The organism is Butyrivibrio sp. AE2015, assembly GCF_000420825.1.
Lineage (GTDB): Bacteria > Bacillota > Clostridia > Lachnospirales > Lachnospiraceae > Butyrivibrio.
This window is the reverse complement of sequence record NZ_ATVR01000058.1, coordinates 1-12,531: the sequence shown is the minus strand read 5'-3', so window position 1 is coordinate 12,531 and position 12,531 is coordinate 1. Positions and strand designations below refer to the sequence as shown.

Annotated in this window: 10 protein-coding genes; 1 reads left to right on the top strand and 9 read right to left on the bottom strand. The window is 39.6% G+C overall.

The window, feature by feature from the left end:
• Positions 1 to 428 precede the first annotated feature (428 nt).
• Complete coding sequence (locus G585_RS0116245; protein ID WP_022776412.1) at positions 429 to 875, top strand: hypothetical protein; 447 nt, start codon at positions 429 to 431, stop codon at positions 873 to 875.
• 268 nt (positions 876 to 1,143) lie between these two features.
• On the opposite strand, the gene G585_RS0116240 is transcribed toward G585_RS0116245, so the two are convergent.
• The 9 genes from G585_RS0116240 to ilvN all read right to left on the bottom strand — a co-directional run bounded on the left by G585_RS0116240 (position 1,144) and on the right by ilvN (position 11,687).
• A complete protein-coding gene (locus G585_RS0116240) occupies positions 1,144 to 2,175 on the bottom strand; it encodes a branched-chain amino acid aminotransferase (protein WP_022776411.1) in 1,032 nt (343 codons plus the stop codon).
• Between the two features lie 74 nt (positions 2,176 to 2,249).
• Positions 2,250 to 3,665: an AI-2E family transporter gene (locus G585_RS18520; protein ID WP_022776409.1), complete on the bottom strand. Its 1,416-nt coding sequence runs from the start codon at positions 3,663 to 3,665 to the stop codon at positions 2,250 to 2,252.
• A 43-nt stretch (positions 3,666 to 3,708) separates the two neighbouring features.
• Complete coding sequence (locus G585_RS0116230) at positions 3,709 to 4,518, bottom strand: Mrp/NBP35 family ATP-binding protein (RefSeq protein ID WP_022776408.1); 810 nt, start codon at positions 4,516 to 4,518, stop codon at positions 3,709 to 3,711.
• A gap of 63 nt (positions 4,519 to 4,581) precedes the next feature.
• Positions 4,582 to 5,565 (bottom strand): glycosyltransferase family 2 protein, encoded by a 984-nt coding sequence (locus tag G585_RS0116225; RefSeq protein ID WP_022776407.1) that lies wholly within the window; start codon positions 5,563 to 5,565, stop codon positions 4,582 to 4,584.
• A gap of 105 nt (positions 5,566 to 5,670) precedes the next feature.
• The gene (gene leuD / locus G585_RS0116220) at positions 5,671 to 6,162 is read right to left on the bottom strand and encodes a 3-isopropylmalate dehydratase small subunit (protein WP_022776405.1); all 492 of its coding nucleotides are present in this window, start codon (positions 6,160 to 6,162) and stop codon (positions 5,671 to 5,673) included.
• 57 nt (positions 6,163 to 6,219) lie between these two features.
• Positions 6,220 to 7,491, bottom strand: a complete 1,272-nt coding sequence (gene leuC, locus G585_RS0116215; protein ID WP_022776404.1) for a 3-isopropylmalate dehydratase large subunit — start codon at positions 7,489 to 7,491, stop codon at positions 6,220 to 6,222.
• 83 nt (positions 7,492 to 7,574) lie between these two features.
• Positions 7,575 to 9,980: a YfhO family protein gene (locus tag G585_RS0116210; protein ID WP_022776403.1), complete on the bottom strand. Its 2,406-nt coding sequence runs from the start codon at positions 9,978 to 9,980 to the stop codon at positions 7,575 to 7,577.
• 134 nt (positions 9,981 to 10,114) lie between these two features.
• A complete protein-coding gene (gene ilvC / locus G585_RS0116205) occupies positions 10,115 to 11,143 on the bottom strand; it encodes a ketol-acid reductoisomerase (RefSeq protein ID WP_022776401.1) in 1,029 nt (342 codons plus the stop codon).
• A gap of 40 nt (positions 11,144 to 11,183) precedes the next feature.
• A complete protein-coding gene (gene ilvN / locus G585_RS0116200) occupies positions 11,184 to 11,687 on the bottom strand; it encodes an acetolactate synthase small subunit (RefSeq protein WP_022776400.1) in 504 nt (167 codons plus the stop codon).
• Between the last annotated feature and the right edge of the window lie 844 nt (positions 11,688 to 12,531).

The window sequence follows — 12,531 nt, the reverse complement described above, 5'->3', positions numbered from 1 at the left end:
AAGGAAGAAGATGCGTTAAATACTATCCGTTTTGGACATGAAGATGGTTTATCAGATGAAGTGATTCGTAAGCGTTTAAAAACAGCTTATAAGTATACTGATCAAACGATCAACGACCTCTTCGCTAAGATTGATGCTGAGCAAGCTATGACAACAAAATAAAATTCAAAAGGAGCTTTGTCTATCTAGGGCAAAGCTTCTTTTTTTGTAATAGTATTTCTTTTACCCTATCCCCACTCTCCAAAGTTATATCATTTAACACCTTTCAAAATTTCGCCTAATTCTTAAGAAATCTTAAGAATCTTCTACCATAAATCTTAAGAATTATGTGCTATCATGGTTTTTGTGCTCATTCCGAGCCGGTTGTCACGTTCGTGGCGATATCAGCACTTCGCTGAATTTATCACATTATATTTGAAAGGATATTTATGAAGACAGAAACAAGAATTAAAGAAAGAATCACTTTTAACGAGGCGAAGAAAAATGTCGCCTCAATGAACCTCATTGATGGGTTCCTATTCGACAGTACACCGGAACATAGTAAAAAGCTTCAGGAGATGCTAAAATATATAATATCAGGACAGAAAACCTCTGCTCCTAATGCTGATATTAATGCAATCGAGAATATCATTGCTAAAGTTAAGAATCGCAAGGAGGTCATCGACGAATATATGAGACAATGGGACCGTGAATTATCTATTAAGCGTGAGGTTAGAGAAGAAGCTGCGCTGAACACTATCCGTTTTGGACATGAAGATGGTTTATCAGATGAAGTGATTCGTAAGCGTTTAAAAACAGCTTATAAGTATACTGATCAAATGATCAACGACCTCTTCGCTAAAATTGACGCTGAACAGGCTATGACTGCTAAATAAATCCACTAAGGAGCTTTTCACTATGGTGCATCACTTTTAACGATATGTAGCAAATCATAAATCCATAAGTGCCCATAACTTTGGGTAGAGCGATTTAGTATGAGCAATAGAGACAGTTAAGATAAAATAAAAGCCTTGTTTTCTGTTTTGAATAAGCATGAAAGAAAACAAGGCGCATTATTTTATATTTACTGTGTCTTTGCGAATACTCCGAGCTCTATCCAAAGTTATGGGCACTTATGGATTACATGCCACTCGCAAAACACCATTACTCAATCACATGAATCCAGCCTTCAGGAGCTGCAACGGTGCCCATCTGGATTCCTGTAAGTGTGTCATAAAGCTTTTTGATAACAGGTCCCATCTCGTCCATACCGCTTGGGAAGCAGATCTCTCTGCCATGGTCATTGATCTTGCCAACAGGGCTGATAACAGCAGCTGTTCCGCAAAGTCCCATCTCAGCGAAGTCATCTACTTCTGAAAGCTTAACTGGTCTCTCTTCAACGTCAAGTCCAAGGATCTCTCTTGCTACATAAACGATTGATCTTCTTGTGATAGATGGAAGAATTGAATCTGTGTGTGACTGTGGAACTACAAGTCCGCCATCCTTTGTAACAAAGATGATATTTGCTCCGCCAGTCTCTTCGATATATGTTCTTGATTCTGCATCAAGATATACATTTTCTGCAAATCCCTCTTCATGAGCTGTAACGATAGCATGTAAGCTCATAGCATAGTTAAGTCCAGCCTTTATATTTCCTGTTCCGTGTGGTGCAGCTCTGTCAAAGTCACTTATCTTTACAACGATCGGCTTTGCGCCGCCCTTGAAATATGGGCCTACAGGAGTAACAAAGATTCTGAACTGATACTCATCAGCAGGTTTAACACCGATAACATTGCCTGTAGCAAACATTACAGGTCTGATGTAAAGGGTTGCACCGCTTCCATATGGAGGAACCCAGTCTTTATTAGCTGCAACAACTTCTTCTACAGCCTTGATGAATCTGTCTTCAGGGAAAGGAGGCATTTCAAGTCTCTTTGCTGAATCTACCATTCTCTTGGCATTGAGGTCAGGTCTGAATGTAACAATCTTACCATCCTCTGTCTCGTAAGCCTTTAATCCTTCAAAACATTCCTGCGCATAATGAAGAACTCCTGAATCCTCACTCAAAACAACTTTTGAATCCTCTGTAAGGCATCCATCATCCCACTTGCCATCCTTGAAGTTTGACACATATCTCTTATCTGCTACCATGTAGCCAAATCCAATGTTTGCCCAATCTAAATTCTTTTTACTCATAATCTTCATCCCCTTTTAGACTTTAATACGTCAAAGCGCTAATAAATATCATTATAATCTTTTAAAAGTATTCGTCAAGACTTAGTATCATTCTTTTCCTGCTCAGACGTCTTCTCAGTCTTTGCAACTTTCTTCTGTCTTGCAGCTTCTTTTATCCCATCCACATTAAATATCTTTTTAAATGTATCTGCTTCCTTGCTGGCATTGAACTTAACGTTCTCTTTATCGCTCAAAGGCTTGTACTGTTTATCCTCAATGTATGCCAGATCATAATAGTCCTCTGTGTTTGTACTAAGATTTCTCTTTGCTAAAAGAATATTTGTGATCCATCCCACAAGTGCATAGAACACAGCAAAGATAGGCACACCGATTAGCCATCCAACAATTCCCCACATTCCGCCAAACAATGTGATTGAAAAGATAACCCAGAAGCTTGAAAGACCTGTTGAGCTACCAAGGATCATCGGTCCTAAAATATTGCCGTCAAACTGCTGAAGAACAATTACAAATATCAGGAATATCAGAGCCTCAATAGGATCAATGAGTACCAGTAAAAGAGCTCCTGCTATTCCTCCGATATACGGGCCGAAGAAAGGAATTATGTTAGTCACGCCTACGATAACCGAAATAAGCACCGGATAATCAATCTTAAGAAGTAGTGCTCCTATATAGCAGATAACACCGATTATAAGTGAATCAATGATCTTGCCGCCAATAAAGTTCTCAAATGTAGTCTTGGTAAATCTAAATCCACCGATCAGTTCATTGGCAAAATTCTCCTTAAATAAAGAATAGGCCATTTTTTTGCCTACTGTCGTGAACTTTTCTTTTGAGTTAAGCACGTAGATAGCCACGATTATGCCGACTATCAGATTTATGATACCACCTACGATAGAGAAAACACTCTTTGAAGCCACTTTCACTATTGTATTTACGTTTGGCATCATTGGGATAAGCTTTTTCGTCAAAAACTCACTCAGGTTCTCATAATAAGCATCCAGCTGAGAATCAATGATCTTCTGAAGATCAGGATTATTGCTTAAAAATAAGTTTGAATACTCATCCACGTTCTTAACATAGATAGGAAGGTTTGTTGCAATCTCCTTGATACTGTCAACAAGCTGCGGGATGATGATCCTGAACAGACTGTAAACAATCAGCATGAAGATTATCATAGTCAAAAGAACTGCTATTTTCCTTATCTGACCTCTTCTCTTTTTATCTTTTTTATCGAACTCAGATGTCTCTTTTCCTATGAGCTTAAAGAATGGATAAAGAATCTTTTCCTCAATTCCCTCCAGGAGCGGTAACAAGACAAATGCAATTACTATACCGATTATGATCCCGGAAAGAGAATCAATCACTCCGCCAATTGACCTTGCCAGCGTGGTTCCATCAAAAATGATATAGTAAGCCAGCATAAGTGCCACAACTAAAACAAATATAGTAATTGCCCAGGTTACTTGGTTTTTCTCTGGTTTCATTTTCATAGAAGATTCCCTCAGCTACTTTAATACTCTGTTAATGCGATTTTTATTGTTCGTTCATTCCCTCAAGGATATAAACAAGGCTATCAAGATAATCCTCTGAGATTTCCTCTATCTTGCCGTTATCGCAAAGACCTGCAATCTCCGGATCAAGTGGGATTCTTCCAAGGATATCTATTCCATTAGAAGCAGCATAGCTTTCAATCTTGCTGTTTCCAAAGATATTTATAGCCTCTCCACAGTGTGGGCACTTCATATAGCTCATGTTCTCAACGATTCCAAGAACAGGAACATTCATCATGTTTGCCATGTTGATGGCTTTCTCAACGATCATCTCAACAAGGTCCTGAGGAGTTGATACAACAATTATTCCATCAACAGGAAGTGACTGGAAAACTGTAAGCGGTACATCACCTGTTCCAGGTGGCATATCCACAAACATAAAGTCCACATCTGACCAGTTAACATCAGACCAGAACTGTTTTACAATGCCTGCAATTACAGGACCTCTCCAAACTACAGGATCTGTCTCATTTTCAACGAGCATATTAAGCGACATCACCTTAGTGCCCTTAGCAGTTGTAGCAGGTAAAAGACCTGTCTCATCTCCAACATTGAACTTGCCGATTCCAAACATCTTAGGAATAGACGGCCCTGTGATATCAGCATCCATTATGGCTGTCTTAAAGCCTTTTTTATTCATAGCTACTGCTGAAAGGCCTGTAACAAGGCTCTTTCCAACGCCGCCCTTACCACTGACGATTCCAATCACTTTTTTTACATGTGAATTGGGATTGGGCGCAGCTTTCATATTATCTTCCATCTGCTTTTTAAAGTCTTCTGGTTTCTTTGCCATTTTAAAACATCTCCTACCTGCAAATATTATTCATAAAGTAATGACAATCTACAATGATTGCAATTATCTCTTATAGACATACTCGGATGTTTCCACATCCTCTTTATCTCCAACATAAGACTCGATAATGAACCTCGGTCTGTTCTTGGTCTCGAGATAGATTTTTCCTATGTATTCACCTATAACTCCAAGGGAGATCATGATAAGTCCTCCAATTGCCCATACAGAGAGAACTGTTGTAGTCCATCCCGGAATTGTCTGGCCTGTAAAGTGTCTTACAAGTGAATAGATAAGAACAACTATGCTAACGAAGAAGATAAAAAATCCAAGCCCTGTGATGAGCTTTATTGGTTTTGTACTAAGGCTGGTAATTCCCTCAATTGCAAAGCTCAGCATCTTTTTAAGAGGGTATTTACTTTCACCTGCAAATCTCTCCGCTCTCTCATAGTAAACAACATCTGACTTAAAGCCTACCATTGGCACAATGCCGCGAAGGAAAAGATTAACCTCACCAAATTCAGCAAGTGCCATAAGGGCACGCCTTGACATAAGTCTATAATCCGCATGATTGTACACTGTGTTTGCACCCATGGAATTCATAAGCTTATAAAAAGACTCTGCTGTAAACTTTTTAAAGAAAGTATCAGTAGCTCTTTTTGACCTAACTCCATAAACAACGTCACATCCGTCAATAAACTTATCAACCATTCCGTCTATGGCATTTATATCATCCTGAAGGTCCGCATCAAGAGAGATTGCTGCATCACACAGATCCTTGGCTGTCATAAGCCCGGCTAAAAGAGCATTCTGATGTCCCATATTTTTTGAAAGATTGATTCCCTGAAAAATCTCATTTTTCTCATGAAGCTCTTTTATGATATTCCAGGTATTATCTTTAGAACCATCATTTACAAAAAGAATCCTGCTATCATCTGAAATTTTTCCGGCAGCAATAAGGTCTCTTAACTTTGCCTCAAGCCTTTTTGAAGTTTCCGGAAGAACTTCCTGTTCGTTATAGCAGGGAATTACACAAAATAATCTATTCATGACTTTTTCCTTTTTCTTATTATTAAAAAATACACATTTACTATGATAATATAAAATGCTTTGTTTTTAAAGTGCATCACACTCCAAAAACAAAGCATTCTTATATCATTCCTTACTGTTTATGTAGTTAATAAGACCCTCAGAATCAATTATCTTTTGCATAAAAGGTGGAAATGCCTGTCCTGTAAAAGTCTTGCCGCTTGTCTCATCTGTAATAAGACCGGTATCAAAATCAATGCTTACAACATCGCCAGCCTTAATATTATCTGCCGCTTCTTCGCATTCAATGATAGGAAGTCCGATATTGATGCTGTTGCGGTAAAAGATCCTTGCAAAACTCTTAGCTATTACACAACTTACACCTGAAGCTTTGATTGCAATAGGAGCATGCTCTCTTGATGAACCGCAGCCAAAATTTTTATCTGCAACAATTATGTCTCCTGCCTTAACTTTTGATGTAAAGTCTTTGTCGATATCCTCCATACAGTGCTTAGCAAGCTCTGAATGATCTGTAGTATTAAGATATCTGGCAGGAATTATTACGTCAGTATCTACATTATCTCCATATTTAAAAACTGTTCCCTTAGCAGCTTTCATTTTTTTCCTCCACAAAATCTGATTTTTTATGAAATGATATTCTGTATTATTCCAAAATCACAGTCCAAGTTCCGATGGCTGAGAAATCTTACCTGTAACGGCACTTGCAGCAGCAACTGCAGGTGAAGCAAGGTAAATTTCTGAGTCTATAGCACCCATTCTGCCAACAAAGTTTCTGTTTGTTGTTGAAACGCACCTCTCACCGGATGCCAAAACTCCCATATAACCGCCAAGACATGGTCCGCAGGTTGGAGTTGATACAATTGCGCCGGCTTCGATGAAGGTCTTTAAAAGCCCCTCTTCCATGGCCTGCATATAAATTTTCTGTGTGGCAGGGATCACAATACATCTCATGCCTTCTGCAATATGATGATCAGTCAAAACTTCTGCCGCAATCCTAAGATCATCAATTCTGCCATTTGTACAGGAACCAATAACTACCTGGTCAATCTTGATATCATCTATATCATCAAATGTATGAGTATTCTCAGGGAGATGTGGGAATGCAACAGTAGGTGTCAGCTTACTAAGATCGATGGTGTATTCCTCATCATATTCTGCATCAGGATCTGCTTCATATACTGTATATTTTTTGCCCTTCGCATGCTCATTTATATATGTAAGAGCAATGTCATCAACAGGGAAAATACCATTTTTGCCGCCAGCCTCGATTGCCATGTTTGCAATTGTAAATCTGTCATCCATTGAAAGGTTTCTGATTCCTTCTCCCACGAATTCCATAGATTTGTACAAGGCTCCGTCAACACCTATCATTCCGATGATGTGGAGGATAACATCCTTGCCGCTTACCCACTTGGATGGCTTGCCAACAATATTGAACTTAATGGCTGATGGTACTTTAAACCAGGCTTTTCCTGTAGCCATTCCGGCAGCCATATCTGTTGAACCGATTCCGGTTGAGAAAGCTCCAAGAGCTCCGTAGGTACATGTATGAGAATCGGCACCGATAATAAGATCTCCGGGTAAAGTAAGACCGCTCTCAGGTAAAAGAGCATGCTCAATGCCCATTTTTCCGACTTCAAAATAGTTTGTGATACTGTTTCTTTTAGCAAATTCTCTGACACATTTGCAGTTCTCCGCTGACTTAATGTCCTTATTTGGAACAAAGTGATCGGGAACAAGGGCAATCTTGTCTTTATTAAACACGCCCTCTTTAGTAAACTTCTCCATCTCCTTAATGGCAACAGGGCTTGTTATATCATTTCCAAGCACCAGATCAAGATCTGCTTCAATAAGCTGTCCAGCTTTTACCTCGGAAAGTCCCGCATGTGCCGCCAAAATCTTTTGTGTCATGGTCATTCTGCTCATACACGTCAATCTCCTCGTTAATTAATGTCAAAAATATACTAGTAAATATAACATGAAAACAAACAGTAAAACACATATCAAATTTAATCATTTTTCTTGATATATTTTAATGTGTACCAAGTGAGGCCACCCAAAATCAGAAGTCCGATGACGCTCATAATAAGACCACTCTTAAAGCCTTCAGGTGTATATGTGACTCTTATCTCATGGCATCCGCCCTGAACAGGAATTGCCATAAGTCCATAATCTGCCGATAAAATCTCTGTTTCTTTTCCATCAACAGTGCAGCTAAAGCCCTTTGTATAAGGCACTGAGAAAAAGACAAGTGTACTATCCGGAAGCATTGCTGTCTTGGCAGTAAAGCCATAAGTATCAGTTACAAAGCTTGCGCAGGAAGTTGCAGCTCTTTTATCACACTCGAGTTCAAAATCATAGTAAGAGAAATCATCTTCCATGAGGTCTTCAGCAGTGAGCTCAGTCATAGCGAGCTGATTCCCATACTCAAGTGCCACTTCATCAGGTATTATTAAAACTCTTGACAGATCAAGGTCGTGATCATCGGCATTTAGATCACTCCACTCTGACTCAGTGATATAGTACTCATAAGTAAAGCCCATAGGGATGAAGTTCTGATTTACAAAAATATCGAATCCATCCTGGGTATCAAGATAGGTATAGCCTTCTGTTCCTTCTCCGTTAGCATATACTCTGTTCTTACTGATCTCAGCATTTTCAAAATAATACCTTGCAGAAAGAATAGCCCTTGCTCCTGCCCTTGAAACCGGAATGTTAGTCTCAACAGTTCTGGTTATTCCAAGTGTTCCATCAAGGAAATCAAAAATCTCAGAAGGAACCGTACTTAAAAAGCAATGTATTGAAGGCACGCCCCAGACAATATCATAGTTTGTTGAGGTAGAATCAACCTCACCTCTGCAGAAATCACTCTGATCCACATTGACTTTGTTAAAGAGCATCTGCTCCTGCCACATCTTTTTGCCCCTGTCACTTATGATAGAACTTCCGTTTTTAACAGGTATGAAAGTTGAAAGAATACAGCTGCAGATAACAACAATCAATACAACAAGGTCCCTTATCTTTATCAATGAATGTTCCTTGTCAAATTTAACTTTCTTGGGCAGAACAAAAACTGTCAACAAGAGGAAGAAGCTAAGGATTGCTGTTCCGAGCACATCCCTCAGGAATATTGTATTATTCTCTGTCATGTTGAACATGACCATCTCTCCGCTGTCATTTTTTGACGGAAAGAAATATACGAGTATAAAAAACATGAACATAAGTACCGCTGCCACTGCGCCTTTTTTCAGTTGAGGGGACTTTCCTCTCTGGGCAACCTGCGCTGTCATAAGGCACATCAAAAGAATCGGCATGTAGAACCAGCGCGCATAATATGAGCTGTTAAACATCGAAAATGCAGCGTTGAACACCGGGATAAAGGCAATTACTCCGCAGATTATAAGCATTGTCTTTTCCCAGTTGTGTTTCTTTTTGTTCAAAAGAAAATATGCGATAACACCGGATAATCCAAACAAAGGAAGGTAAGCTGCAAGAGATGCATTCTTAACTGTACCTGTGTAGAAAAGAGTACCTTTTCCAATAATGTCAGGAAGCATTGAAAGACTCTTTACTATATCCCAGAGAAGCTTCTCGCTTGGGTAGATAAGGATGTCATATCCGTTTATGTAATTATCAAGTCTTGAATTTCCCTGAATTCCTGCAAAAGCCTGCATCAGGAAAAATCCGGAGATCAAAACTCCAAGTATTCCGCTAAGGAGAGCTGTAAAGAAATTTGCGATGACCTGTTTAACAGTATTCCCCTTTATGTATCTGACTACAAAGTACAGGACCATATAAACGACCTGTCCAAAGAAGAAATAGTAGTTCACAACAGACATAAAAGCTGTCATAAGGGCGAAAAAGATAATTCTCTTATACTTGTTTTTCCCTTCAGCCGCCATAAGCTCCTCAAAACAAAGAAGGAAAAGCGGGAAGAAAGCAACAGAATCAGTAAAATGGTTGAATACAATATTGCAGGCATTAAATCCTGAAAAAGCATACAGATATCCACCGATCATTGCATAAGTGTACTTATAGACATATCTCTCTATGTACAGATATGCGCAGGTAGCTGCTGTGGCGTATTTAAGAGCCATGAGAAATGGCATTAGATATGGAATTGCGCTTTCAGGAAAAAGAACTGATATCCAAAAGAACGGGCTTCCCCAGAGATAAAAAGCGAAATCGCCAAACATTGTTCCGCCAAGATCAATATTCCAGTTCCAGAAAAACTCTCCGCTTCTTACAGCTCTGTGCGCAGCAATATAAAACGGAACCTGCTGAACATTATAGTCGCCATAATAGAAAAAAGGCAGACCTCTGGAAATAAGAATAGGTAAAATAGCAAGCACGTACATCAAAAACGCGCTCAAAAACATTACTACAGGAGTATAGTACTTCTTTTTTTCAGACATTTTTTCATAATCCTCATCAAATAAAAATAGAAAGAGCATCGCGAGGCGATACCCTTTCTATCATAGTCTAATTTATGAACATTTTCAATTAAATGGACCACTAACCCCGTCCCCTAGGTCCATTTGCAGTTCAATTAGTTGTTGATAAGCTTGTCAGACTCGTTGTTCCAGCTGTAGAGCTTTCTGATCTCTTCACCGATCTTCTCTGATGGGTGCTCAGCATGAAGCTTTCTCATAGCCTGGAAATGTACCTGTCCGCCAGCTTCAGACATATCAAGAAGGAATTCCTTAGCAAATGTTCCATCCTGGATATCAGAAAGAATCTTCTTCATTGTCTTCTTTGTCTCATCTGTGATGAGCTTAGGTCCTGTTACATAATCACCATACTCAGCTGTGTTAGAGATAGAATATCTCATTCCTGCAAAGCCTGACTGATAGATAAGGTCAACGATAAGCTTCATCTCGTGAACACACTCGAAGTATGCATTTCTTGGATCATAACCAGCCTCAACAAGTGTATCAAAACCAGCCTGCATAAGTGCACAAACACCACCACAAAGAACTGCCTGCTCACCAAAGAGGTCTGTCTCTGTCTCTGTTCTGAATGTTGTCTCTAAAAGACCTGCTCTTGCTCCACCGATTCCAGCGCCATATGCAAGTGCAAGATCAAGTGCCTTACCTGTAGCATCCTGCTCTACAGCTACAAGACAAGGTGTTCCCTTTCCAGCCTGGTACTCAGAACGAACTGTATGTCCAGGAGCCTTAGGAGCGATCATAGCTACATCGACATCCTTAGGTGCCTTGATAAGTCCAAAGTGAATGTTAAATCCATGAGCAAACATAAGCATGTTGCCTGGCTGAAGGTTTGGCTCGATGTCTTCTTTATACATCTTAGCCTGTTTCTCATCGTTGATAAGGATCATGATGATATCAGCCATCTTAGCTGCTTCTGCTGTGTTGTATACTTTAAGTCCCTGTGCCTCAGCTTTTGCCTTGCTCTTTGAGCCTTCGTAAAGTCCAATGATTACGTTGCATCCTGAATCCTTAAGGTTAAGAGCATGGGCATGTCCCTGTGAGCCATAGCCGATAATAGCAATTGTCTTTCCCTCAAGCAAAGATAGATTACAATCTTCCTGGTAAAAAATACGTGCATCCTGTGACATTAGTTTTTCCTCCTACTATATAAAAAATTGAATAAACAACTTATTCATCAAAGAAAATAACCTTATCTGTTCCTCTGCCAAGACCTGCAATACCGGTACGGGCAAGTTCAAGAATCTCGTAGCCTTCAAGGAGCTTTAGGAAAGCATCAACCTTAGACTGGCTACCTGTTATCTCTATAATAACTGAATCAATGCTGACATCGACAATGTTGCCTCTGAAAATATTGGCAGTAGCAAGAATGCTCTGTCTCTTGTCTGCCTCTGCCCTTACCTTAACAAGGGCAAGCTCTCTATATACGCTATCCTTAGGCAAAAGCTCATGTATATCTCTTACATCAACCAGCTTACTTACCTGTTTTTCAATCTGTTCCAAAATCACATCATCACCTGATGCTACAATTGTAATTCTCGTAAATCTCGGATCTGCTGTAGTTCCTGCAGTTATACTTTCAATGTTATATCCTCGCCTGGAAAAAAGACCTGATATCCTGGAAAGAGTTCCCGGATTATTATCAACCAGTAATTGAAAGACTTTTTTTTGCATTTTGTGCTCCTTTTTAAGTCTTACTTTATGCCTTTAAGAATAACGGCTTCGAATTTCAAACCGATAATATCAAATTATACTCCTCTAATGTACCACGTCAACAACTTTTTCTTTTAGACTTTAAACTTGCACTATTTTACAGCATTAAAGTATTTTCTGCAATCATTTTTTTCATTGAGATAATTAAAAACAAAAAAATCAAATTTATGGAAGGCAAAACGCTTTTACTTCATGAGTTATACTAATTGCATAATACTCTCGCTTTGTATATGCGTAAGTGACTTCTCTAACTCTCTAAAAATTTTAGATTGCGGCTGCGCACGCCACCATTGACTGAACCTGAGGAAAACGCTTTGGTCTGCGAGCCGACGGTGAGGATGATGGGAACAGTAGACTCTATCTCACCGTCGGATTCAGCATTTTAGCGTTGTCCTCAGAACCCCGTCAATGGCAAGCACCTTCGGTGTGGCTAGGGATTATTGCCTCGGGTTCTGACTCCGAGAACAGTAGGGGTGGCTACTTTAAAGTGCTTCGGCCTCCGAATTCAGGAACTGCAGGGAGAAAATGTAAGGTGCCTCGCGCACCGAAATCAAAAACAACAGAAGTGGCGACATTCAAGAATGCGTAGTGCTAGGAACAGTAGATGTTGATACTTCTAGAACGTATAAGGATTTATTCCCTCGGCTCCCAATGTTATCGGGGTGGCTGGCATCGCCCAAAAGCGCTATAAGCCCAAAATAGTAGAATCAAGAGGTGGCAGGAAGCTTTACAAAGCGCTATATGCCCAAATCATCCTTTTCATCTAAACATCAATGATTGTTTTATAAAAAGAAAGCATGTGTAC

What these genes read in the sequence shown, in the direction of transcription:
- leuC (WP_022776404.1), bottom strand. Translation starts at nt 7,491, where the DNA reads ATGAGCAGAATGACCATGACACAAAAGATTTTGGCGGCACATGCGGGA.
- G585_RS0116245 (WP_022776412.1), top strand. Translation starts at nt 429, where the DNA reads ATGAAGACAGAAACAAGAATTAAAGAAAGAATCACTTTTAACGAGGCG.
- leuD (WP_022776405.1), bottom strand. Translation starts at nt 6,162, where the DNA reads ATGAAAGCTGCTAAGGGAACAGTTTTTAAATATGGAGATAATGTAGAT.
- ilvN (WP_022776400.1), bottom strand. Translation starts at nt 11,687, where the DNA reads ATGCAAAAAAAAGTCTTTCAATTACTGGTTGATAATAATCCGGGAACT.
- G585_RS0116225 (WP_022776407.1), bottom strand. Translation starts at nt 5,565, where the DNA reads ATGAATAGATTATTTTGTGTAATTCCCTGCTATAACGAACAGGAAGTT.
- ilvC (WP_022776401.1), bottom strand. Translation starts at nt 11,143, where the DNA reads ATGTCACAGGATGCACGTATTTTTTACCAGGAAGATTGTAATCTATCT.
- G585_RS0116230 (WP_022776408.1), bottom strand. Translation starts at nt 4,518, where the DNA reads ATGGCAAAGAAACCAGAAGACTTTAAAAAGCAGATGGAAGATAATATG.
- G585_RS18520 (WP_022776409.1), bottom strand. Translation starts at nt 3,665, where the DNA reads ATGAAAATGAAACCAGAGAAAAACCAAGTAACCTGGGCAATTACTATA.
- G585_RS0116240 (WP_022776411.1), bottom strand. Translation starts at nt 2,175, where the DNA reads ATGAGTAAAAAGAATTTAGATTGGGCAAACATTGGATTTGGCTACATG.
- G585_RS0116210 (WP_022776403.1), bottom strand. Translation starts at nt 9,980, where the DNA reads ATGTCTGAAAAAAAGAAGTACTATACTCCTGTAGTAATGTTTTTGAGC.